We start from the raw sequence: 23,962 nt of genomic DNA on the forward strand, positions 1-23,962 counted from the left end.
CACCGCGAAGGACCCTATGCACAACGACCATCCGCTCGTCGAAGCTCGGCTGGAACGCTTCCTGCGCGACCATCTGCAACCGGCGATATATCGCAACCGGCACCCGGTATCCGTCAGTGCGTGGCAGGTGCCGCGCGAGCCCGTGCCGTTCGCGGAGGCCGTCCGTCATCGATTCGAGCCGGTGCCGTTGGGGTGGCGGTGGGGGAGGGCATGGTCGACCGTGTGGTTTCACGTCACCGCCGAACTGTCGGCTGACTGGATCGACCGCGCGGGGCGGGGAGGCGCTCCGGAACTCGTTGTCGATTTCGGTTACAACCGGAGCCGCCCGGGGTTCCAGGCCGAGGGCCTCGCGTACCGCCCCGACGGAACCCTCATCAAGTCGATCGCCCCCCTGAATTCATGGTTGCCTGTCGACATCACCCGCGACCGCTACGAGGTCTACATCGAGGCGGCGGCCAACCCCGACGTCGCGGGCGAGTACACTTTCGATCCCACGCCATACGGCCTCTGGGACACAGCGCCGGACGATCCTCTGTACTCCCTGGCCGAGCTGCACCTCGCTGTGCGCGATGTCGCCGTCTGGGAGCTCGTGCAAGACATCTGGACCCTCCGCGGTCTCATGCGCGAACTGCCTGATGGATCGACCAGGCGGCACGAGATCCTGCGGGCTCTCGAGCACTGCCTCGATCTCATTGACCCCGACGACGTCACCGGAACCGTCTCGGCAGGCACGGCAGCGCTGGCTGGCGTGCTTGCTGCTCCGGCGACGTCCAGCGCGCACCGGGTGCTCGCCACCGGCCACGCGCACATCGACTCGGCCTGGCTATGGCCGCTGCGCGAAACGGTGCGCAAGTGCGCGCGCACCTTCACGAACGCGATGAGCCTCATGGACGAGCATCCCGAGTTCGTCTTCTCCTGTTCGTCCGCACAGCAGTACGCGTGGATGAAGGAGCATCACCCTCAGGTCTTCGCGCGGATCACCGAAAAGATTGCCGCCGGTCAATGGGTACCCGTCGGCGGGATGTGGGTCGAAAGCGACACCAACATGCCAGGCGGTGAGGCGATGGCGCGTCAATTCATCGCGGGCAAGACCTTCTTCCTGGAGGAGTTCGGCGTCGAGTGCCGCGAAGCGTGGCTCCCCGACTCTTTTGGGTACTCCGCGGCGTTGCCGCAGATCGTCGCCGAAGCGGGCGAACGATGGTTCCTCACACAGAAAATCTCGTGGAACCAGGTGAACCGGATGCCGCATCACACCTTCTGGTGGGAGGGCATCGACGGCACACGCATCTTCACGCACTTTCCGCCCGTCGACACCTACATCTCGGAACTGAGCGGCGCCGAGCTTGCCCACGCCGAGCGCAACTTCTCGGAGAAGGGAAGGGCCACGCTCTCGCTTGTGCCGTTTGGGTGGGGCGACGGCGGCGGAGGGCCGACGCGCGAGATGATCGCCGCCGCTCGGCGGACAGCCGATCTGGAAGGATCCCCGCGCGTGACGATCGGCGCGCCGGCAGAGTTCTTTGAACAGGCGGAGGCCGAGTATCCGACGGCGCCCGTCTGGCGCGGAGAGATGTACCTCGAACTGCACCGCGGCGTGTTCACCTCACAGCTGCGCACGAAGCATGGGAACCGGCGCAACGAAGCGTTGCTTCGCGAGGCTGAGTTGTGGGCAACGACCGCCACCGTGCGCGTCGGAGCGCCCTATCCCGCCGAGGAGTTGCGCGACGCCTGGCGCACGGTGCTGCTCCTCCAGTTCCACGACATCCTTCCCGGATCGTCCATCGCGTGGGTGCATCGAGAAGCGGAAGAGCGGCACGCTGCGGTCACCGCGACCCTCACCGACATCATCGACCGATCGTTGCGCGCGCTAGCCGGCCCCGCCGAGCATCCGGAGGCGCGTCGCCTCATCGCGAACGCCACCGTGTCGGAACGGGGCGGCATTGCGCCACTGTCGATCCAGACGGCCCCTGCGGCGCCGCGGGCGGACGTCGCGGTCACTGATTCCGACGACGGCACCGTGCTGGACTCGGGCGTCGTGCGCGTCGTCATTGGCATCGACGGACGGGTCAGGTCGCTACGCGGTGCGGACGGGCGGGAAGCCATCGCCCCCGGATCGGGTGGCGCTGCGCTGCGCTTACACCGTGACCTTCCGAACCTGTGGGACGCGTGGGACCTCGACGAGCACTACCGGCGGACGGTCACGGAGGTAGCGGCAGGCGATGACCGGCGAATCGAAACGGCGGACGATGGATCCGTCACGGTGATCACGCGGGCCACGATCGGGGCCACGCGGCCACAACCGACGATCATCGAGCAGCACGCAACCGTGCGCCCGGGAGCCGCTGACCTCGAGTTGGAATATCGGATCGACTGGCACGAGAGCGAGAAGATCGTGAAGCTCGCTTTCCCGCTGGATGTTCACGCTGACGACGTAGCCGCCGAAACACAGTTTGGCCACGTTCGGCGCCCCACCCACACCAACACGAGTTGGGACGCTGCTCGCTTTGAAGCGTGCCAGCACCGGTTCCTGCACGTGGCTGAGCCCGGGTGGGGAGTCGCTATCGCCAACGATTCCACCTACGGCTACGACGTTGATCGCACCACTCGTGGTGACGGTGGGACCACGACGACCGTGCGCTTCTCGCTCCTGCGAGCTCCTCGTTTCCCCGACCCCGACAGCGACCAGGGACTGCACATCCTCCGTTTCCGGGTGCGGCCGGAAGCGACGATCGGTGACGCCGTCGCTCTCGGACAGGGTCTCGCCTCGCCGACGCGTGCCCTCGTCGGAGCCGCGGAGACACCCGCGCTTGTCTCATCCTCTAACGAGGCCGTCGTGATCGAGACGGTGAAGTTGGCCGAAGACGGCAGCGACGACGTCATCGTTCGCCTGTACGAGGCGCACGGGACGCGGGCTGACACCCGCATCACCGTGAATGTGCCGCATACCGCGCTCGTGCTGACCGACCTTCTCGAACGTGCGCTCGAGGGGGGGAGTGTCGACGCCCACGACGGCGGCGCCTTCCTCGCGTTCCGTCCGTTCCAGTTGCGCACGCTACGGATCGTTCGATGAGCGCGCGCGAGCCACAGCCGCTGACGGATCCAGGCCCACCGCGCGGATCACGACCCCCCCGAGCGATCCCGCGGTCCACCGCGCGCCACGTTGATCTGTCAGGAGTGTGGGACTTCCGCTGGTTCGCCGATGCCCGGAGCGCACCCCTTCCCCGGGAAGCGTGGTATTCGACGGGCCGCCTGAGTGTGCCAGCGAGTCACGTCATGCCCGTTCACGACGCTAGCGTGGGCGGGCCCCACGGGGCGCCGGTCTACACGAACGTGCGCTACCCGTTCCCCGTCGACCCGCCATACCCGCCGGACGTGAATCCGGTTGCTGACTATCGGACCCGCGTGCGGTGGCAGGGGCCGCTTCCCGCGAGAGCTGTGCTGCGATTCGAGGGGGTGGAGGGCGCCGCCGACGTCTGGTGGTCTGGCTCCTACGTCGGCAGCACCCGCGGAAGTCGGCTCCCGGTCGAATTCACGCTCGACGGACTGGTTACTGGCGACGACGAACTGCTTGTGCGCCTCCATCACTTCAGCGCCGCCTCCTACCTCGAGGACCAGGACGCGTGGTGGTTGCCCGGAATCATCCGTGAGGTCGTCGTCGAGGAGCGGCCAGAGCACGGCGTCGACGCGATTCGTGCATCCGCCGAGTGGTCTGACGGTGCCGGGCTCTTGCGCGTTGACGTTGATCTGCCCCGCGGCGTTGATCCCCACGCCGTCGATGTCGAACTGGTGGGCGTCGCCGCCAACCTTCCCCTCGGTGCCGAGGTCCGCGTCGAGGTCGAGCCATGGAGTGCGGAGTCGCCGCGTCTGTACACCCTGCGGGTGTCGACCGGGCGGGGGCCCACTCACGAGACGGTCGAACTGGCGATCGGCTTTCGGAGCGTCGCCATTCGCGATGGTGTGTTCACCGTGAACGGCGTGCCGATCACGCTGCGTGGGGTCAACCGTCATGAGCACCACCCCGTGTGGGGTCGGCACGTTCCGGCCGACACCGTGCGCGACGAGCTCGAGCTCATGAAGGCCAGCGGCATCAACGCCATCCGCACGGCCCACTACCCACCGCACCCGAGAATGCTCGACCTCGCCGATGAACTCGGGTTCTGGGTCATGGATGAGTGCGATGTGGAAACGCACGGTTTCGAACCCGTCGGGTGGCGCGCGAATCCGACAGATGACAGCGCTTTCGACGCCGCCCTCCGCGATCGCATGGCGCGTCTGGTCGAACGCGACCGTCACCACCCCAGCGTCATCATGTGGTCGCTCGGCAACGAGGCTGGCGTTGGCCGGAACCTCCGCGCCATGGCCGATGAGGCACGGCGTCGAGACCCGTCGCGCCCCGTGCACTACGAGGGCGACCAGGAGTGCCGTGATGTGGACGTCTGGAGCCGCATGTACGCCTCTCCGGAGGAGGTCGCCGCGGTCGCTGCGCGCCGCGAGCCGGCCCTCGAGGATCCCATCGCGGACGCGCGTCGACGCTCGATGCCCTTCGTGCTCTGCGAGTACGCCCATGCCATGGGCACGGGCCCGGGCGGCTTGAGCGAGTACCAGCAACTGTTCGACACCTCCGCGCGACTGATGGGCGGCTTCGTCTGGGAGTGGCTCGAGCACGGCATCGAGGTTGAGCGCGACGGGCGGCTCGCCACCGCGTACGGAGGAGATTTCGGAGAACCGATTCACGACGGCAACTTCGTCATCGACGGCCTCGTGGCGGCCGATCGCACGCCGCGACCGCAATTGGCCGATCTCGCCGCCGTCTTCGCCGCCATCGTGCTGGAGGTAACCGACGATGCGGTGACGATCCGCAGCCGGTACGACATCATCGATACCGCTCACGTCGGCCTGCAATGGCGCGTGGAAACTGACGGCGGAGTCGTGGGGGAGGGTTCGGTACCCGCGCCAACACTTCCGCCGCGGGGCGCCGCGCAGGTGCCCCTGCCGCCGGAGGCGGTTGAGGCTCGTGATCGCACCGGAGGTGTGCTGACGGTCACGGCGACGGTCGTTACGGCCCTCGCCGGTTTTCCCGTCGGTCACGTGCTCGGCGTCGGTCAGGCGGTCTCGTCCGTGCGCGCCCTGACTAACTGGGCGTCGACCCGTGCGGGCCGACGCGGGCAGCCGGGCGCCGTTCAGTGGGACGACGCGACGGGCGCCACGATCACGGTGGGTGACCAGACCATCGGCCCATTCGCGCTGGACTTATGGCGCGCGCCCACTGACAACGATCTCGGAGTGGGCTGGACAGAAGACACGATGCCCTCGGCAGCCGAACGCTGGTCACGCCACGGACTCGACCGTCCGCTCGTGCGCGTGTTGGAACGGACGTCGCGCGCCGGCGGACTGGTGGTACGGACCCGGGTCGGCGCTGCTGCGACGGACGCCTATGTGGACTGCACGTGGGAATGGACGCCGGTCGAGGCCGGCGTGCGTCTGGACCTCGTGGTCAGCCCCGGCGGCGGATGGCCGAAGGATTGGTCATCGCACTGGGCTCGGGTGGCCATCGTCACCGAGCTCGACGCCTCGATTGACGATCCCGTTCAGTGGAGTGGGCTGGGGCCAGGGCCGTCGTATCCCGACACCGGTCAGGCCTGTCGTTGGGGGTGGTTTCGTGAAACCGTTCGCAGCCTGCACGTTCCGACGGTTCGTCCGCAGGAGGCCGGCCGCCGCGCGGGGGTCCGGTGGGCAAACATTGCTGACCGTTTCGACATCGTCTCCCCGCACGGCGTGGGCCTGACGGTGCGTCCGTGGAGTCCGGCGACGATCGCCGCCACAACCCACGAGGCCGACCTCGTTCCCACAGGGCGGATCCATGTGGCTATCGACCTCGCCGCAGCGGGAGTGGGCACGGCCGCCTGCGGTCCGGGCGTGCTGCCTCCCTATCGACTGCCAGCGCAGACGGTGCGGGGCAGCATCACCTTTCTGTCGCGATCTGACCTAGAGGAGTCGCCATGAGTACGCCGGCAACGCGCATCCCGACGGGCGTCGACGGGATCGTCGTCGATCTCATTCCCACCCAGCGGCAGGTTTTCGGCACCTTCGTTGACTGCAACATGGCGTCCGCATGGGTTGGCGAGCGGTTCCGAATCTTCCCCGGCAAGTACGGCGAGGATCCGGTGTGGGGAGACGGGGCTCACCTCAAGATCGGTGAGGGGGCCACGGTGAGCGAGGCCTTTGGCCTTCCCGCCGAAGGGTTCCGTGATCCGCACTTGCCGCCCGTGGCCGCGCGAGACGCCGACGGTCTGCACGGTGCGATCTGGTTCGAAACCGTCTACGCGGATCCCCGTGACTCCACGGGCCACCGCTTGTACGCGCTCTATCACAACGAGAACTACCCCGAGACGTTGCCGTATGACCCGCGCACGGGGCGAGGACTCAGTGACCGTGACTGGCCTCCGGGGTTGCAGGGCGATGCGTCCATTCAGGCGGTGCCCCGCATCGGAATCATGCGCTCCGCTGACGGAGGCTCGTCGTGGACCGACTGCGGAATCCTGCTCGAGGACCGCGACGACCGGATGATTCGCCTCCCGGTGAATCGCAACTACTGTTTCCCGGGCGGAGTCGGCGACCCGAGCGCCGTCGCCAGTGGTGACCACCTGTACGTCTTCTTCGGCGAGTACGCCTACCCCGAGACATGGTCGGCCGAGACGTGGTCGGCTGCGCGCGAGGCGTCTGTTCAGTGCGTCAGCGTTGCGCGTATCCCTCTGAGTGACCTTGATGCGCCAACGGGCGCGGCGCGACGGTGGGACGGCCAGCGGTTCGCTGCGGCCTGGGATGCGCCGGGGGCGCCGATTGCGTCGCTCCAGATTCCCGCAGAAGACGGTGGCGGACCGGTGTCTCAGGGTGACCAGCTGTACTACTGGGGCCCCTCCGTCAGTTGGAATGAGGAGCTCAACGTCTGGGTCATGCTGTTGGGCCGCGTCGATGGCCCGTTCTGGGTCGGCGACAGCCTGTTTCTCTCCATCAACCCGCACGCCGACCTCGGAGCGGGCGACAACGCGCAGCAGTGGTCGACTCCGGTGCGCATCGTGCACCGGCCCGGAGCAACCCTGTGGTACCCCTCCCTGCAGCCGATGGACACCCCGGAGGACCTTGAGCGCCGGCGCACCTGCGTTCGTCTCGGAGCGAGATCGCGCCTGTGGTTCAAGGAGATGGAGGGCGACCGCCACGAGTACCTCTCGGACCTCATTGTGGAGCTTCACCGACCCGATGGAGTCGCGCGGTGACGCGCCGTGCGCTGGTCACGGGCGCCTGTAGCGGGCTGGGTGCAGCGGCTGTCGATCGCTTGCGTGCCGACGGGCTCAAGGTGATCACCCTCGATCGCGTCGATGCGGCAGACCTGCAGGTGGACGTCACTGACGACGTCGCGATGCGCGAGGCCATCGCGGCGGCTGGCCCGTTCGACGTCCTCGTCACGAGTGCGGGAATCGTTGGCCCCAACGCACCCCTGATCGACACCGACGACGCCGGCTGGCGTCGCGTCTGGGAGGTCAACGTGCTGGGCACGGTGTCGGCGTTGCGCGCTGTGGCACCGGGGATGATCGAGCGGGGTTGGGGCCGGATCGTCACGATCGCGAGCATGGCGGGAAAAGACGGGAATCCCGGGTTGTCGGCCTACTCGGCCACGAAGGCCGCCGTGATTGCCACGACGAAAGCGTTCGGTAAAGAGCTGGCGACGACCGGCGTGCTCGTCAATGCCATCGCGCCGGCCGTGATCGATACCCCGATGAACGCGACGACATCACCCGAGGTGCTCGAGCGCATCACGAACCTCATCCCCATGAAACGGGTCGGACGCGCCGACGAGGTCGCTGAACTCATCAGTTGGCTGGCGTCCGAGCGCGTGTCGTTCTCGACGGGTGCGGTCTACGACATCAGCGGGGGGCGCGCCACCTACTGAGCAACGCCCTCGATGACGCGACAGAGCACGCTGACAAGCGGAACATAGTTCTGACCAGTCGCTCGTGTCATCGCGATCTCGCAGGTGCGATTGGTCGATGCGTAGGCGGTCGCGTCGAGAGCCCGCACCTCTGCTGCCTCTGCTGCCGTCGCGCTCGCCGTGAGCTCCGGATGCAGGAGTCCGCGGTCACCGGCGAAACCGCAGCACCCCCAGGCGTCCGGAACGATCACCTCGTGGGCGATGTGGTGGGCGAGCGCGGTGAGCGAGTCGGTGGTGCCGCCGGAGACGCTTGAGCACGTGGGGTGCAGGACGAGGCGATCGAGGCGATGATCGTCCGGGATCGGCGGCAGGAGCGGCAGTAGGTGGGTGGCGACGAACTCAGGGGAGTCGATGACCGTCACGGCGCTACCGCTGAGTGTCGCGCGCAGCCCCTCAGCACACGAACTGGCGTCGGTCACGACGGGCAGACGGCCATTGTCGGTTGCGGCGAGCAGGGCAGACCGGGTGCGCGCACGCATGCGCTCACGACCGCGACGCAGACCTTTCGAACTCCACGGTGTTCCGCAGCACAGGTCGGCGATACCGTCCGGTATTCGCAGCGTGCGGTCCGCGATCGCCGCGAGGCGCTCCACTGCATTCGCGGAACTCAGCACGGCGTCGTCGACATCGCCGAACATGCGTCCCACGCACGCGGGAAACAGGACACCGTCGGGATTGTCCACGGCGCGCGGCCGTCGCGCCCGACCCCCGGGCGGGAGGTCCGACGTCCAGGAGGGTACGAGCTCGTGGGGCAATAGCCTTCGGGCGGTGCGCGTCATCGTGGTGGGGATACCGGGCGGCAGCGCCTGGGCGGTGCTTAGCGCCAGCGATACGCCTGCCGAGCTCGCTCGAAACGACCGTGCTGCGGCATCACCGAGCGCCTGGGCGAGAGCGGGAGCCCGCTCTGCGCGCAACCGGCGCACGAGGTCGCCGGTATTGATGCCCACCGGGCACGCTGTTGCGCACATCCCGTCCACCGCGCAGGTCTGTTCCGAGTCGTAGCGTTCCGCCTCGCGCAGCTCGGCGGCGAGAGCGACGTCGCCCGCCTCGTCCGCGCGGGCGATCTCGCGCCGAAGCACGATGCGCCCGCGGGGGGTGAGCGTGAGGTCTCGGCTCGGACACAACGGCTCGCAGTAGCCACATTCAACGCATCGATCGACCTCCGCTTCGATCTGCGGCGCGGGGACGATGTCGCTGAGATGGCCGTGCGGATCGTCTGTGAGCACGACGCCAGGGTTCAGGATGCCGTGCGGATCGCAGAGGTCCTTGATGCGTCTCATGACGCCCGTGAGATAGGCGCCGTACTGACGCTCCACGAAGGGGGCCATGACACGTCCAGTGCCGTGTTCTGCCTTGAGTGTGCCTCCCGCGTCGAGAACAAGCTCGACCAGCTCATTCGTGAAGGCGGCGAATCGCTCTCGTCCGCTGCTCGATGTGAAGTCTTCGACGATCAGGAAGTGCAGGTTCCCGTCTTTCGCGTGCCCGAAGATCACCGCGTCGCGGTACCCGTGAGCGTTCAGCAGTGTCGTGAGGCGTTCGCAGGTTGTTCCGAGCACGGCAACGGGCACGGCGATGTCTTCGAGCAACGCCGTGGTTCCGGGAGGGCGCACGCCGGCGACCGCCGCGTAGAGACCCTTGCGCGCTCGCCACAGCGTCGCACGCTCCGCCGGATCGATCGTCGGCTCGAACGCTGGGCCCCGTGCGCGGGCCAGGGCGTCTCGTAGTCGGTCCGCGCGCTGCTGCAGCTCGGCGGGGTCAGAGCCGCGCACCTCGACGAGCAGGGCGACAGATGTGCCATCCGCCACCTCGGTGAGGGCGGCCGGCGCCCCCTCCAGCGCGGCGGCAATGCGAATACTGGCGGCGTCGAGCAGTTCGACGGTGTCCGCACCTCCGGCCGCCAGCACGGGAATGAGCTCGGCGGCCGCGCTGAGGTGCGGTGCGATCAGCAGGGCCGTGGCCGCGTGCGCGTGCGCGGGCACCGTGTGCAACTCGGCTTCCGCGATGAATCCCAGCGTTCCCTCGCTGCCGATCAGGAGGTGCTCGAGGATGCGCACGGGAGTGTCGTGGTCGAGCAACGCGACGATGGCGTAACCCATGGTGTTCTTGATGGAGAACAGTCGACGGATGTCGCGGACCGCGATGGGGTGTGCCCGCACCTCATCGCGGAGGGCGAGGAGACCGGCGTGGAGCGCCGGTTCTTCGCGGGCGAGTCTGTCGTCAGCGTCCGGATCGCCGGTGCGCACGATCGTTCCCGACGCGAGCACCACGGTGCAGGAACTGATGGTGGAGTAGGCGTTCGCGTGGGTTCCGCAGGTCATCCCGCTTGAGTTGTTCGCGAGCACGCCGCCGATCGTGCAGGCGATGTCGCTGGCGGGGTCGGGACCCAGCATTCGGCCGCGGGGCGCGAGACGAGTGTTTACGGCGCGAAGGGTCATGCCCGGTCCGACGCGCACGCCGGCGCCGCCGTCGAGTATCGCGAGTTGGCGGAATCCTTTCCGCACGTCAAGCAGGATGCCGTTTCCTCCCGCCTGTCCGCTGAGACTCGTGCCTCCCGAGCGGAACGTAATGGGGATGGCGTGCTCGCGGGCGATCGTGAAGGCCGCGGCAACATCATGCGCGTCGGCAGGAGTTGCAAGAACACGGGGCACGATCGTGACGTGAGAGGCGTCGTGTGCGGCCACGCGCAGATCTGCTGCTCGCTCGGTCACCGTCCCCGTCATCGCGTCCGCGAGGGCTCGACCGAGGCTCGTGAGTGCGCGCGAGGGGCGGTGGGGCTTCGCCATCGAGTGCCTTCCCATGGTGCGTCAGAGGTGCATCCAATCATATGATGTAAAGGCTGCGCCGGAGGATGGCGCCAACGAGGAGGACCCATGAAGCTCATGCGACTGGGCGCGGTGGGGCGCGAGCGCCCCGTCGTTCGCATTGACGAGCGGCACGTCGTCGACGTGTCTGATGTCGTCGACGACTTCGACGAGCGGTTCTTCGCTAACGATGGAATCACGCGGCTGCGCTCGCTCGTAGAGACGCGAACGGCCCGTGGAGCCGTCTCCGCATTCGCGGGGGAACGCGTGGGTGCGCCCATCGCTCGCCCGCATCAGATTCTGTGTATCGGGTTGAACTACCGCGACCACGCCGCGGAATCCGGCATGGCCGTACCGGACGAACCCGTCTTGTTCACGAAGAGCCCCAACACGCTCGTCGGCCCACACGACGACGTCGTGATGCCCCGCGGTGCGACGAAGCTCGACTGGGAGGTGGAACTCGGGGTCGTGATTGGTCGACGGGCGCGGTACCTCGACTCGCTCCAGGAGGCCGATGACGCCATCGCCGGCTACCTCGTCGTGAACGACGTCAGCGAGCGCTCCTTTCAGCTCGAGCGTGGCGGCCAGTGGGCGAAGGGGAAGTCGGCTGAGACGTTCAATCCGGCCGGCCCCTGGCTGGTGACACCGGACGAGGTCGATGTGAGCGCTCTGGATATGCGGCTTGATGTCAACGGTGTTCGCCGGCAGACCGGCTCAACGTCGACGATGGTGTTCTCACCCGCCGTCATCGTGCACTACCTCAGCCAGTTCATGGTGCTGGAGCCCGGGGACCTGATTAACACGGGCACCCCGCCGGGCGTCGCGCTGGGCATGGCCGACCCCGCCTACCTCGCCGTCGGCGATGTCATGGAGCTGGAGATCGACGGGCTGGGCGTTCAGCGCCAGACCGTTGTCGGCCCGCGCTAACGCGCAGGTCGTTAGTTCTGCTGCGAGAACGCCGCGTCGAACGAGGCGCTCGGCGTCTCCCACAGCAGACTGCGGACGAAGCCAAGAGCTTCGCGCGCGCCGTGCAGCCGGTCCATTCCAGCGTCTTCCCACTCGATCGAGATCGGGCCGGTGTAGCCGATGGACCGCAACGCGCGAAACGCGTCCTCCCAGGGCACGTCGCCTCGCCCGGTCGAGACGAAATCCCAGCCGCGGCGCGGATCTCCCCAGGTCAGATGGGATCCCAGCACGCCAGCGCGGCCGTCGCGCGGACGCAGGCGCGTGTCCTTGCAGTCGACGTGGTAGATCCGGTCAGCGAACTCAACGATGAAGCCGACCGGGTCGATTCCCTGCCACATCATGTGGCTTGGGTCCCAGTTGAACCCGAACGACGCGCGGTGATCGATCGCGTCGAGAGCCCGCTTGCTCGTCCAATAGTCGTAGGCGATTTCTCCGGGATGCACTTCGTGCGCGAAGCGCACCCCCTCGGAGTCGAAGACATCGAGGATGGGGTTCCAGCGTTTGGCAAAGTCGACATAGCCCGCCTCGATCCGCTCCTCCGGAACGGGTGGAAACAGCGCCACGTACGGCCAGACGCTCGAGCCTGTGAAGCCAACGACCGTGTCCACGCCGAGCCGACGCGCGGCACGTGCCGTCATCATCAGCTCAGCCGCCGCGCGCTGGCGCACGCCCTCGGGGTCGCCGTCGCCCCACACCCGCCGCGACAGAATCGCGTCGTGCCGGAAGTCGATCGGGTCATCGCAGACCGCTTGCCCGGCCAGGTGGTGGGAAATGGCGTAGAGGGCGAGCCCGTGTCGATCGAGAATCGCCCGGCGTTCGGCGAGGTAGGCGTCGTCTTCGACGACTCGATAGACGTCGAGGTGCTCTCCAGAGCATGCGATCTCGAGACCGTCGTAGCCCCACTCGCTCGCCAGCCGTGCAACCTCCTCGAGGGGAAGGTCGGCCCACTGGCCGGTGAACAGCGTGACAGGGTGCGTGGTCATGAGTCCTCCAGGGGCGAATCGGTCACGGCGGGTACGTCGACCCACGACATCGAGCGGGCGGAGTCCAGCACGGCCGCCGTCAGCTGGGCGGCTCGTAGTCCATCGGCGAAGACGGGAAGACCGTCGACCACGCTGCCGCGCGCGATCGAGGCGTACACATCGGCGACAAAGGCGGTGAACGCGTCTTGGTACCCCAGCGCGTGACCGGCCGGCAGGCGGCTCAAGCGAGCGGCGTCTCCGGTCAGCTCGTCGGGATTCCGAAGGTGGTGCATGCTGCCGGTGCGCCGGCCGATCCACAGCTCTTCCGGTCGCTCCTGATCGAAGCGAAGGGACTCGAGCGCCCCGTGTATCTCCAGGCTCAGTGCGTTCTTGCGTCCGGCAGCGACCTGCGACACGAGAAGATTCACTGTCGCACCGCTTCGCAGTTGAGCCAACATGCCGACGAGGTCTTCCGTGTGAACAGCACGATCGCGGCGCATGGGATGCACGGTGCGGGTCAGCGTCACCAGTCGCGATATCCGATCACCCGTGACGAATTCGAGCAGGTCGCACACGTGCGGTCCGATGTCGGCGAAAGCGCGAGAAGCCCCGCCTGCGGCATCGTCGACGCGCCAGTTGTCGTCGTCAGGATTCAGGAGCCAGTCCTGCAGGTACGCGCCCTGCACTGAGTAGACGATGCCGACGTCACCGCTCATGATGCGCGCGCGGGCGTGGCGCACCATCGGGTGAAAGCGGTACACGAACGGTACGGCCGCGACGCGACCGCGGCTTTTCGCCTCCGCGACCACGGCCTGCGCGTCGCGGACGTTCGTGGCCAAAGGCTTTTCGCGCACCACGTGCTTGTCTGCGGCGAGGGCCGCGAGGGCGTACGGCGCGTGGGAGGCGTTCGGCGTGAGCACGTGCACGACATCGACGCGATCATCGTCGAGCAGAGCGGCGACGTCATCGTAGGCGCGGTCGATACCGAGGCGGTCGGCCGCCTGGCGGGCCCGGGCGGCAGACGACGAGGCGATACCCACGATGTCGATCGCGTTCGCCCGGAGGGCGTGAGCGTGCACATCGGCCATGAAGCCGCCGCCGATGAGGGCTGCGCGGGTCACAGTGTTCGCGCCCACGGGTCGAATCCTTCGGCAAGCAGGGGCGGTGCCTCGGCCGTCGTTGTCAGCGTCACTGGCTCGCGCCTGTCGGCTGACTCGGCTGTGCTGTGCATGATGTCGAGCACGTGTAGAGCGAGCTGCCCGCTCGCGCGTTCCGTTGTGTTCGCCCGGATCGACCTCGCTAGGTCGATCACTCCCAGCCCTCGGGTCATCTCGGATGCGACGGCGGGGTAGCGCTCGGGTTCATCATCGGCGTGCATCCCGGGTCTCCAGACGTCGATCTCACCGTCGAAGAGGTTGGGATCGGGCAGGCACAGTGTTCCGTCTGTCCCGGTGATCTCGACGACGCCGACCCGAGGGCGGGCTGATTCGAAACTGAAGGTCGATTGCGCGATCGGACCGTCGCGAAACTCGTAAAGGGCCGATAGCCCCGTGGCGACCTCGACCGGGAATGCCGTTCCCGCCTTCGGGCCTAATCCGATGACGCGTTCGTGCCGTGCTCGCGTTCCCCGCGCATCCACTCGAGAAACGGGGCCGAGCAGGTGCACCAGTGCCGACAGATAGTAGGGGCCCATGTCGAAGAGTGGGCCGCCGCCGCGCGCGTACAAGAACTCGGGGCTGGGGTGCCAACTCTCGGGTCCTGACACTTGGAACATGGTCAGTGCGCTGACGATGTCGCCGATCACCCCCTGCTCGATGAGACGTCGCGCGGTCTGCACTCCGCCGCCCAGCACGGTGTCGGGCGCACAGGCCACGCGCAATCCGCGGCGAGCGGCATGGGCAACCAGGGCAGTTCCCTCGTCCAGGTCGAGCGCGAGTGGCTTTTCCGACCAGACGTGCTTGCCGGCGTCGAGGCAGGCGTGGGCGACGGTCGCGTGGGCCGCGGGAATGGTGAGGTTTAGCATGACCTCAATGTCGTCCCGAGCGAGAAGCTCGTCGACCGTGCCGTAAGCGGGCACCTGGTACGCGCGCGCTCGTTCCGCGGCGCGGCCGACGTCCAGGTCGGCGATCATGCGCACGTCGACGTCCGCCGCGGCCGTGAGATTGTCGAGGTACTGGGTGCTGATCACCCCAGCGCCGATGACGCCCACCCCGACGACGCCGTTCACGACTGATTCTCCAACGCTCGCAAGTAACGCAACGACTCGGCGATGGCGTCCATACCGCTCGCGGGCAGCAGGTCGAACTCCACGATCGCTCGGGCGTGGGGAGCAGCCGCAAGGGTGGCCGCGATGGGGACGCTCCCGGCGCCGGCCGCGACCTGCGCCGACACGTCGGCGTGAGGGTCGCCATCCTTCGCGTGCACGGCGACGAGGCGATCCCCCAGCGATCGGGCGATGTGTACGGGGTCGGCCCCGGCTACCGCACACCAGTACGCATCGAGCTCGAACTGCACGCGCTCGTCGGTCAGCTCGGCCAAGAGCAGCAGCGCCGGGACTCCTTCGACCAGCTGGCGAAGTTCGTGGTCGTGATTGTGATACCCCACCGTCATGCCCTGGTCGGCCGCCTGCGCCGCAGCATCGTTCAGGCTCCGCGCGATCGCCGCGATACCGTCACGATCCGCAAACGCGCTCGCTGGCTGCCACGGTTCGATCACCGTCTGACACCCGAGCGCTGTGGCGGTCTCCAGCACCACGGCTGTCTGCGCGATCACCGCGCCGTGGGCTGTCGGCACGGTGAGCCCCTGTTCGCGGACCGCGTGCGCCACAGCGGGCTCGAGAGCGTCAAGTCCGTACGGCTCGACAGCGGTGAAGCCCATGGTGGCGAGCGCCTCCATGGTGCCGGCGGGGTCCGTCGTCAGCTGCTCCCGCACGGTGTAGAGCTGGACGGACAGGGGTGGTCGCATCATCGAGTCCTCCGCGGTCATGCGGGTGGCCACCCCGCCCCGCAATCATATGATGTTTGAGCGATCCGTGTCGCCCTACCTACTCAGCGTCTGGAATCGCTTGATCGACAGCGGCACGAAGATCAGCAACATCACGGCGATGCCGATGATCACCGTCGCGATGGGGTTCTGCGCCGTCCACGCGTCGCCGGGCGGCGTGCCGGGTGGCACGTTCCCGAACAGCTCGCGCGCCGACTGCACGAGCGCCGAGACCGGGTTCCACTCGGCGAAGACGCGCAAGGGCGTCGGCAGGTTCTCGCTCGGAACGAACGCGTTCGAAATGAACGTCAGCGGGAACAGCACGAGGAACGACACGTTGTTGATGATCTCGGGGCTGCGCACGGCGAGGCCGAGGAACGCCATCATCCACGAGAACGCGTAGGCGAACAAAAGCAGCAGCGCGACCCCGGCGAGGAATTCGAGCGGCGACGAGTTGACCCTCCACCCGACGAGGAAGCCGGTGCCCATCATGACGAGCATCGACAGCGAGTTGATGACGAGGTCGCCGTTCGTGCGGCCCACCAGCACGGCGGCGCCGCTCATGGGCAGCGTGCGGAACCGGTCGATGATGCCGTCTTTGAGGTCTTGCGCCATCGCCGAGCCCGAGTAGGTCGAGCCGAACACCACGGTCTGGGCGAAGATGCCCGCCATGAGAAACGACTCGTACCCGTCGCCCGGAATGTCGATCGCGGCGCCGAACACGTAGGTGAACAGCAGCACGAACATGATCGGCTGAATCAGGCTGAACAGCAGGATCTCGGGCACGCGGATGATCTTCATCAGGTTGCGCCACGTCGTCACCCACCCGTCGGAGAGGAACCGCGAGATCGCGCTGCCGGGCAACGGCTGCAGCGTGGATGCTGTCCCCCCGCCGCTCACGCCGGCGCGGCTCGCGCTCGCCCCGCTCGCCGCCGCGCCGCTCCCAGCCAGCGAGGCGTTGCTCGTGTTCAGCTCGGCGCTCATGCCGCCGCTCCTTCCGCGTCGTCGCCTTGCTCGGCCGTGTGTCCGGTGAGTTGGAGGAAGACGTCGTCCAGGGTGGGTCGGCGCATTCCGGCGTCGTGCAGGGCGATGCCCTGCTCGGCGGCGGCCCCGACGATCGCGCTCAGCGCGACGGGGCCGTTGTCGACGGGAACGACCCAGGTGCGGCCGCCTCCGCCTTCGACGGGGTCTCCCGATCCGAAGCGGGACATGATGTCGGACAGGGCGCGAGCATCCGATTCGGTGACGAGGGTGACGGCGACGCGCTGACCGCCGACCGACGCCTTCAGCTCGTCGGCGGTGCCCTTGGCGATGACGCGGCCGTTGTCGATGACCGAGATGGCGTCGGCGAGACGGTCAGCTTCTTCGAGGTACTGGGTCGTGAGCAGCACGGTGGTACCGCCGCTGACGAGGGATTCGATGATGTCCCACAGGGCAAGGCGACTGCGCGGGTCGAGGCCGGTGGTCGGCTCGTCGAGGAACAGCACGGGCGGGTTGATGACGAGTGCCCCGGCGAGGTCGATGCGCCGCCGCATGCCGCCGGAGAACCCCTTCACCGGGCGGTTCGCCGCGTCGACCAGGTCGAAGAGTTCGATGAGCTCGGTCGCCCGCTGCCGGGCCACCCTTGACCCGAGGTGGTACAGCTTGCCGACCATCATGAGGTTCTCGAAGCCGGTCAGGTTCTCGTCGACGGCGGCGTACTGCCCGCTCGCGCCGATCATGCGCCGCACGCGGTCGGGGTCGCGCATGACGTCGACGCCGTCGATGACAGCGGTGCCGCTGTCGGGTCGGATGAGGGTGGTGAGCACCTTGACGGTGGTGGTCTTGCCGGCGCCGTTCGGGCCGAGCAACGCAGTGACGGTTCCTTGCGCGACGTCGAGGTCAAGGCCGTCGAGGGCGCGCACCACGGGGGCGCCCTTCGGGGTGTAGGTCTTGACGAGGTCGCGGGCCTCGATGAATGCCATGAGCGGGACAGTACTCCTCAGGTACGACGCCGCGGTTATGCGTTCGCTGACAGCGGGCGGGCATGGGTGCGTACGCGGTGACGCACGGCTTGGCCAGTGAGTTGCGCGTTGTGGTTGCCTCCCTGCGCATGAGACCGCCACAACACGCAACTCACCGCGCACGCGACCGCGCACACCCCCATGGGCGGCGACGCGTGGGATGCTCGGGGCTCCGCCAGGCGCGCCGGGTACCGTTACCGGCATGGCTGGCACCCAGGCCCCGGATGCTCGCGGCGGCGACCGCGCGCTCGACGCGACGCGCGATGCGGAGCTGCTCGCGCGCATCCGTGAGAGGGCGCCGCAGTACGACCGCGACAACGCGTTCTTCACCGACGATCTGGCCGAGCTGCGCGCCCACGGCTATCTGAAGCCCCGCAGCCTGACCGCGGCGATGCGCGACCAGCGACTGCTCGCCGCGCACGCTCCCGCGACGGCGCTCGGCCTGACCATGCACCTCGTCTGGATGGGCGTCGCCCGCGACCTTGCCGCGGCCGGCGAGGACTCGCTCGCGTGGGTGCTCGACGACGCGGCCGCCGGCGAGCTCTTCGCCTTCGCGATCAGCGAGCGCGGCAACGACCGGGTGATGAGCGACTCGCTGACCCGGGCGGAGCGGGTCGACGCTGCGCAGGGAGGACCCGGGTGGGCCCTCACCGGCACGAAGATCTTCACGACCCTCTCGCCCGCGTGGACCCGCCTCGGCACCCTCGCCCGCCACGACCCCGACCCCGCGCGTGGCGAGAGCGGTGACCCGGTGATCGTGCACGGCTTCCTCCTGCGCGACGACCCGCAGGGGGACCCGACCGCAACACCGCCCGGCGTCACCGTCACCCCCGACTGGGACACGCTCGGCATGCGCGCCACCCAGTCGCACACGACGCACCTCGACGGGGCGATCATCCGCGATGAGCGCGTGGCGCGCATCCTGCCCGCGGGGTCGCCCGGCGACCAGTACACGCTGGCGATCTTCGCGAACTTCTTGACGCTGATCGGCGCCGTCTACGCCGGCATCGCCGACCGTGCGGTCGAGCTCGCCGTGGAGTCGGCGCACAGCCGCACGAGCATGAAGCTCGGCGGGGCGCCGTACGCGCACGACCCCGACATTCGCCGGCGCATCGCGGATGCGGCGATCGCCCTCGACGCGCTCGCCCCGCAACTCGAGGCGGTCAGCTCCGACCGCGACGCCGGGGTTGACCGCGGGCTGCGGTGGTTCCGCGACCTGACGGGGCTCAAGCAGCGCTGCGTGCAGACGGCGCGCGACGTGGTCGACCAGTGCATGCACGCCGTCGGGGGAGCGGGTTACCGAAGTTCCGCCGAGTTGAGCCGCCTGCAGCGCGACGTGCTCGCGGGCATCTACCACCCGAGCGACCCCGAGAGCGTGCAGGCCGCGGTCGCCGCCGACCTGTTGGGTCCGCTGCCGTGACCCGGGTGCGCGAGCGCGACATCGAGCTCGCCGACGGGCGCACACTGCACGCCTACGTCACGGGGCGACGGCGTTCGGGTCGCCTGCCGATCATCTGGCATCACGGCACGCCGAACACGGGGGCGCCGCCCGAGCCGCTGATGCGCGCGGCGAAGAAGGCGGGGCTTCGCTGGGTGTCGTTCGACCGCCCCGGCTACGGCGGGTCGAGCCGGCACGAGGGGCGCACGGTGGGGTCGATCGCTGCCGACGACGGCATCGACTTCACCGGTCGCGACTGGGCGGCGCTCGCCGGAGAGTGGGGCTGGCTCGGCACGGTCGCCGCGGCCGGCGTCGCCACCGGCCTCGACGGACCCATCGACGACGACCTCGCCTACGTGGCGCCCTGGCGCGTCGACCTCACACGCATCACGGCCCCGACGCTGCTCGCCCACGGCGTGAACGACCGCGTGGTGCCGATCGCGCATGCACGCTGGCTCGCCGACGCCCTGCCGAACGCGACACTGTGGGAGGTGCCTGGCGAAGGGCACATCTCGGCCCTCGCCGACGACGACCACGGCGCCGCGGCGGCGGTGCGCTGGGTCGCCAATGTGGTTGGCTACTGAGATGCCCTCAACCACAGGCCATCGCGCGTGGCGCTACGCCGTGCTCGTCCTCGCCCTAGGGCAGCCCATCTCGTCGCTGCTCTTCGACCTGCTGTCGGACGAGATGATGGAGTCGGGGCCCGAGTTCTCCCCGCTGATCCCGCCGGGGCCGTGGTTCGCGATCTGGGGCCTCATCATCGTGGCGAGTATCGCGTGGGCGATCGCGCAGGTGCGTCCGTCGACGATCCGGCCGGCCACGAGCATCCGCGATCGGCTGGCGGCCCCGCTGGCCGTCGTGTTTGCCGGGTTTGCCCTGTGGCTCGCGACCGCCGCTTTCGGCCAGGACAACCCGCTCGGACTCGTTGTGTTCGTCATCTACCTCGTGGCGTTCGTCGTCGCGTGGCGCCGAGTGGTCGCCGCCCGCGACGAGATCGCGAGCTGGAACGTCGTCGAGCGCGGCCTGCTGTACCTGACGATGGGCGTGTATTCGGGCTGGGTGTCGATGGCGTTCTTCGTGCAGATCGGCACGGTCGTGCAGGGCGCGGGCGCCCCGTACGACACCGAGTGGGGCATCACCTGGCAGGCGCTCGTTCTCGCCGCGGCCGCTGGCCTCGCCGTGCTCTTCGCCGTCGTGTCGCGCGGCTCGATCGTCTACGCGCTCACCGTCACGTACGCGCTGATCGGTGTGGGCATCAGCACGGCGGATGCTGGGCTCACCCCGCTCTGGATTCTCGCGATCGTCGCCGTCAGCGTTCTGTGGGCGTCGACGCTCATCATCCGCGTCGTCGATGCTCGGCGCCGGATGGGACTCACCCGAACGCGGTCGTGACCACGTTGCGCAGCTGATCGAAGTCGACTCCCACGTCGGGGCGCCACGACCAGAAGCGGTTCGACAGCAATACGACGGCGACGCCGGCGGCGGGCGAGACCCAGAGCTGCGTCGATGTCCAGCCCTCGTGCCCGTACCAGCTGTGGTCGATGAGGCCCGGGCGCTTCGGCAGGTTGAATGCGAGGCCGAAGTCTTCGTGCACCTTGATGGGGTCGGGGTCGATCACGTAGAGGCCCGCGGTGCGCGGGCGGCGCATCGCCTCGACCGTGGCGGGCCGCACCGCCGCGCCGTCGCCGCGCAGCAGCGACTCGCCGATCGCGAGCAGGTCGTGCACGGTCGCGACGGCCCCGGCTGCCGGGTGCTTCAGCGTCATTAGGCTCTCGTGGTCGTGCTGCACCACGTCGGCGTCGTGCACGGGCCGGGCGCCCTCGTCGTCGAACGACAGTGTCGTCGCGCCGGCGTCACGCGCGAGCCGCTCGATCTGCGCGGTGAAGGGTTCGTCGGTGACGGCCTCAACCATCGCGGCGATGCCCTCCCACGCGATGTTGTTGTAGCGCCGGGCGGTGCCGGGCACGAACTCCAACGGTGCGCGCCGCAGCGCCTCGCGCAACGATGACGGACTGCCGAGCACGACGTCGCTGAGGCCGGACGTGTGACTGAGCAGTTGCCCGAGCGTGACCTGCGGCGTCGCCACGCCCGGCACGAGCGAGCCGAGCGTCTGATCGACCGTGAGCAACCCCCGCTCGACGGCCCGCATCGCGGCGAGGCCGCTCAGCGGCTTCGTCACCGAATACAGGCAGTACCGCGAATCGGGATGCGCGTCACCGGCCGCGTCGGACCCCGCGGCCGCGATGTCCACGACACCGTCGGCGGTCGCGATGCCGATGACCGCGGTCGGAAGCTGGCCGGCGGTGACGCGGGCGCGCATCCAATCGATGGCGGGGGTGGCGAGGTCAGACACGGGCGCTCCTTCGAAGCCGGTGGATGTAGTTCCAGCCTAAATACCGGCGCGCTAGAAGAGAGTCGCGTCCTGAGGTGCGGGGGGCACGTCGTCCCGTGTCAGAAGCTCGAAGAGCCGATGATTGATGAAAATCCGGTGTTTCCCGAGCTTCACGCTGCTGAGAACCTGCGCGTCCACCAAGATCTGTAGCCACTTCGTTGCCGTCGGACGTGAGACATCGCATCGGGTAATGACATCCTGAATTCGGCAGAACGGTTGCTCGAACAAGACATCGAGAAGGTCCGCGTTCGCACCCGAGGACAGTGCGCCGCGCATCGTCTCTTGCGTAGCCGCCTGCAGCGTCCGGATTCCATCAATCTTGTGGATCGTGGACTCCGCCATTTCTCGGATGCCTCGCAGAAAGAAGACTACCCAGTCTTCCCATAGAGCCGAGGCCGTCACCTCCTTGAGGAGCCGGTAGTACTCGTCCTTCTCGCGAATGATGTACCGAGAGAGGTAAAGGATCGGCGAGGACAGCAGGCCTCGATCGATGAGTTGCAGAATGGCAATAACACGACCTGTGCGCCCGTTCCCATCGGCGAACGGGTGGATCGCCTCGAACTGATAGTGGCTAAGGGCAATGTTGACGAGCGGGTCAAGAACGCGCTCACTACTGGCGAACCTTTCCCAGTCACTGAGCTTGTCAAGAATTGTGAGCCGCCCGTCAGGCGGCGTGTACACCGCGGTCCGGGTGGATGGATTCCCGATGAAGGTTCCAGGCAGAGATCGAATCGCCATCTCCTTGCCCTGAATAATCGAGCAGACCTGCGTCACGGTGGCGATGGACAGGCCTCGGGCACGAACCAGATCAACGCCGCCGGTCAGCGCTTCCCGATAGCGCAACGTCTCCTTTGTTTCGGGCCGCGTGGCAAGGCCCTCGTCAGCTGCCGCCGCGAACAGCTCGTCCGCGGTCGTAACGATGTTCTCGATCTCCGAGCTGGCCTGCGCCTCGAGGAGAGGCAGGGCGTTGAGAAGGACAGCGGGGTTCGGGATCCGCTGAGCCGCCTGGTTCAAGGCGGCAAGCGCGGCGCGGGCTTCAATCGTGCTCTTGAGAACCCGTTTCGTCTCGACATCTAGTGGCGGGGGGAGTGGAGCAAGGGCGTTGTACGGAACGTTTGGATCCCACGTCATGTGCAAAAACTACACGACTACGTAAGTGTCATGTAAAAAAAAGAACAGATTCTTTACATGAATCAACAACGTGTAAACCTGGTTGACGTACCTACTTCGCGGCGAGGTGCGGGTGGTGCGCCTCGACCACATTCGGGTGCGCGCGCACGCGGCTCTTCAACCAGTTACGGCCGAATACGGCGTGAATGGGGTTCTTCGGGTCGAGCGTGACGCCGCGGGCCTCGCTTGCGAGCTCAGCCGGAAGCTCGATGTGCGGGATCTCGGCGTCGAGCGCCGGTCCGTGGAAGTAGGGGATCGAGATGCGCTCGTCGCCCTCGGCCGGCGAGATGACGCGGTGCAGGGTGGCCTTGAGGTAGCCGTCCGTGGCGACCTCGAGCAGCTCGCCGATGTTGACGACGAACGCGCCCTCGACGGGCGGGGCGTCGATCCACTCGCCATCCTTCTCGACCTGCAGCCCGCCCTTGCCCTCTTCGACGTAGAGGAGGGTGAGCACGCCGAGGTCTTTGTGCGCGCCGACGCCCTGCTCGGGGGTCGGGCCCGACTTGCCGGGGTAGCGCACGATCTTCATGTTGGGGCTGGGGCGCTCGCCGAAGGCGGCGTCGAAGTGGTCGGCCGGGGCGCCGAGAGCCTCCGCCCAGGCGCTCAGCAGGCGCGCGCCGATGCCGTTGAGCCGGTCGATCCAGGCGAGCACGGCGGTCTTCAGCTCGGGCAGTGCGTCAGGCCACAGGTTCGGGCCGTCGAGCACCCAGTAATCCTCGATGCCCTCGCCCGTCGGAACCGCCTCGCGCTCGGCGCCGATGTCGATCTGCTCGCGCCAGTCCTGCTTGCCGAGGGTCAACTCGCCGCCGACGCGGGTGTAGCCCCGGAAGTGCGGGCTCAGCGTGTTCTCGATGGCAAGCTTCTCGTCCTCCGGCAGCGCGAAGAAGCGCTTCGACAGGTCGATCATCTCGGCGAACTGCGCGTCGGTGACGCCGTGGCCGACGAGGTAGAAGAAGCCCACCTCGTGGGTGGCGCGGCGCAGCTCGTCGCGGAAGCGCTGCTGGTCGGCGGCGTCGCCGTCGAGGAGGGACATGTCAACGATGGGGAGGCTGGCGGAGGTCATGAGTTCAATCCTTATGCATGAAGTTGGGGGTTGTCGACGCGGGCACAGCCGCGGGTGCGCAGAGCGCGAGAGGGAGAGCTAACGAGGAGGAAGCGTTAGCGACAACAACAACGACACGAGGTGCGGATGCTCATGATGCGATCACCGTATCCGCGCAGTTTTCTGCCCAGCCACGTTTGTTACGCCGTATGACGGGATGCC

At 67.9% G+C, this 23,962-nt stretch carries 18 protein-coding genes; 8 read left to right on the forward strand and 10 right to left on the reverse strand.

The genetic code is table 11. From position 1 onward, the window contains the following. Positions 1 to 16 precede the first annotated feature (16 nt). The 4 genes from CPY97_RS01590 to CPY97_RS01605 are packed head-to-tail and all read left to right on the forward strand — an operon-like array spanning position 17 to position 7,945. Positions 17 to 3,067, forward strand: a complete 3,051-nt coding sequence (locus CPY97_RS01590) for an alpha-mannosidase (protein ID WP_096420244.1) — start codon at positions 17 to 19, stop codon at positions 3,065 to 3,067. Further along, entirely contained in the window at positions 3,064 to 6,000 is a 2,937-nt protein-coding gene (locus tag CPY97_RS01595) for a glycoside hydrolase family 2 TIM barrel-domain containing protein (protein ID WP_096420246.1), read from the forward strand. Before CPY97_RS01590 ends, CPY97_RS01595 begins: the two co-directional genes overlap by 4 nt. Then, positions 5,997 to 7,271, forward strand: a complete 1,275-nt coding sequence (locus CPY97_RS01600) for a hypothetical protein (RefSeq protein ID WP_096420248.1) — start codon at positions 5,997 to 5,999, stop codon at positions 7,269 to 7,271. The genes CPY97_RS01595 and CPY97_RS01600 overlap by 4 nt, the downstream gene beginning before the upstream one ends. Beyond that, positions 7,268 to 7,945 (forward strand): SDR family oxidoreductase, encoded by a 678-nt coding sequence (locus tag CPY97_RS01605; protein WP_096420250.1) that lies wholly within the window; start codon positions 7,268 to 7,270, stop codon positions 7,943 to 7,945. Before CPY97_RS01600 ends, CPY97_RS01605 begins: the two co-directional genes overlap by 4 nt. Here CPY97_RS01605 and CPY97_RS01610 read toward each other — a convergent pair. Continuing rightward, positions 7,939 to 10,767 carry an FAD-binding and (Fe-S)-binding domain-containing protein gene (locus CPY97_RS01610; protein WP_096420252.1) on the reverse strand — a complete coding sequence of 943 codons (2,829 nt, stop codon included), beginning with the start codon at positions 10,765 to 10,767 and terminating at the stop codon, positions 7,939 to 7,941. The genes CPY97_RS01605 and CPY97_RS01610 overlap by 7 nt on opposite strands. A gap of 87 nt (positions 10,768 to 10,854) precedes the next feature. Between CPY97_RS01610 and CPY97_RS01615 the strand changes: the two genes are divergently transcribed. After that, complete coding sequence (locus tag CPY97_RS01615; RefSeq protein WP_096420254.1) at positions 10,855 to 11,712, forward strand: fumarylacetoacetate hydrolase family protein; 858 nt, start codon at positions 10,855 to 10,857, stop codon at positions 11,710 to 11,712. Positions 11,713 to 11,723: 11 nt separating this feature from the next. Here CPY97_RS01615 and CPY97_RS01620 read toward each other — a convergent pair whose 3' ends face one another. Genes CPY97_RS01620 through CPY97_RS01645 form a run of 6 tightly spaced genes read right to left on the reverse strand, consistent with a single transcriptional unit; the run spans position 11,724 to position 17,659 of the window. Then, positions 11,724 to 12,734 (reverse strand): sugar phosphate isomerase/epimerase family protein, encoded by a 1,011-nt coding sequence (locus CPY97_RS01620; RefSeq protein WP_096420256.1) that lies wholly within the window; start codon positions 12,732 to 12,734, stop codon positions 11,724 to 11,726. Further along, positions 12,731 to 13,849: a Gfo/Idh/MocA family protein gene (locus tag CPY97_RS01625; protein ID WP_231923998.1), complete on the reverse strand. Its 1,119-nt coding sequence runs from the start codon at positions 13,847 to 13,849 to the stop codon at positions 12,731 to 12,733. Before CPY97_RS01625 ends, CPY97_RS01620 begins: the two co-directional genes overlap by 4 nt. Then, positions 13,831 to 14,940 carry a Gfo/Idh/MocA family protein gene (locus CPY97_RS01630; protein ID WP_096420260.1) on the reverse strand — a complete coding sequence of 370 codons (1,110 nt, stop codon included), beginning with the start codon at positions 14,938 to 14,940 and terminating at the stop codon, positions 13,831 to 13,833. Before CPY97_RS01630 ends, CPY97_RS01625 begins: the two co-directional genes overlap by 19 nt. After that, positions 14,937 to 15,710: a sugar phosphate isomerase/epimerase family protein gene (locus CPY97_RS01635; RefSeq protein ID WP_096420262.1), complete on the reverse strand. Its 774-nt coding sequence runs from the start codon at positions 15,708 to 15,710 to the stop codon at positions 14,937 to 14,939. Before CPY97_RS01635 ends, CPY97_RS01630 begins: the two co-directional genes overlap by 4 nt. 42 nt (positions 15,711 to 15,752) lie before the next feature. After that, positions 15,753 to 16,679: an ABC transporter permease gene (locus CPY97_RS01640; protein ID WP_096420264.1), complete on the reverse strand. Its 927-nt coding sequence runs from the start codon at positions 16,677 to 16,679 to the stop codon at positions 15,753 to 15,755. Further along, a complete protein-coding gene (locus CPY97_RS01645; RefSeq protein ID WP_096420266.1) occupies positions 16,676 to 17,659 on the reverse strand; it encodes an ATP-binding cassette domain-containing protein in 984 nt (327 codons plus the stop codon). The genes CPY97_RS01640 and CPY97_RS01645 overlap by 4 nt, the downstream gene beginning before the upstream one ends. A gap of 241 nt (positions 17,660 to 17,900) precedes the next feature. Here CPY97_RS01645 and CPY97_RS01650 point away from each other — a divergent pair, with 241 nt between their 5' ends. The 3 genes from CPY97_RS01650 to CPY97_RS01660 are packed head-to-tail and all read left to right on the forward strand — an operon-like array spanning position 17,901 to position 20,528. Beyond that, a complete protein-coding gene (locus CPY97_RS01650) occupies positions 17,901 to 19,118 on the forward strand; it encodes an acyl-CoA dehydrogenase family protein (protein WP_096420268.1) in 1,218 nt (405 codons plus the stop codon). Beyond that, on the forward strand, positions 19,115 to 19,720 hold the full coding sequence (locus tag CPY97_RS01655; RefSeq protein WP_231923999.1) for an alpha/beta fold hydrolase: 606 nt from the start codon (positions 19,115 to 19,117) through the stop codon (positions 19,718 to 19,720). The genes CPY97_RS01650 and CPY97_RS01655 overlap by 4 nt, the downstream gene beginning before the upstream one ends. A gap of 1 nt (position 19,721) precedes the next feature. Continuing rightward, on the forward strand, positions 19,722 to 20,528 hold the full coding sequence (locus tag CPY97_RS01660) for a hypothetical protein (protein ID WP_096420272.1): 807 nt from the start codon (positions 19,722 to 19,724) through the stop codon (positions 20,526 to 20,528). Here the strand turns inward: CPY97_RS01660 and CPY97_RS01665 are convergent. From CPY97_RS01665 to CPY97_RS01675, 3 genes are all read right to left on the reverse strand, one after another. Further along, positions 20,509 to 21,489, reverse strand: coding sequence for a serine hydrolase domain-containing protein (locus tag CPY97_RS01665; RefSeq protein ID WP_096420274.1), 981 nt, complete (start codon positions 21,487 to 21,489; stop codon positions 20,509 to 20,511). The two genes, CPY97_RS01660 and CPY97_RS01665, sit on opposite strands and share 20 nt — an antisense overlap. Positions 21,490 to 21,540: 51 nt before the next feature. Further along, the gene (locus tag CPY97_RS01670; RefSeq protein ID WP_096420276.1) at positions 21,541 to 22,659 is read right to left on the reverse strand and encodes a Fic family protein; all 1,119 of its coding nucleotides are present in this window, start codon (positions 22,657 to 22,659) and stop codon (positions 21,541 to 21,543) included. A 91-nt stretch (positions 22,660 to 22,750) separates the two neighbouring features. Next, complete coding sequence (locus tag CPY97_RS01675; RefSeq protein WP_096420278.1) at positions 22,751 to 23,761, reverse strand: isopenicillin N synthase family dioxygenase; 1,011 nt, start codon at positions 23,759 to 23,761, stop codon at positions 22,751 to 22,753. Positions 23,762 to 23,962 lie beyond the last annotated feature (201 nt).

It is taken from the genome of Microcella alkaliphila (assembly GCF_002355395.1).
GTDB classification, from domain to species: domain Bacteria; phylum Actinomycetota; class Actinomycetes; order Actinomycetales; family Microbacteriaceae; genus Microcella; species Microcella alkaliphila_A.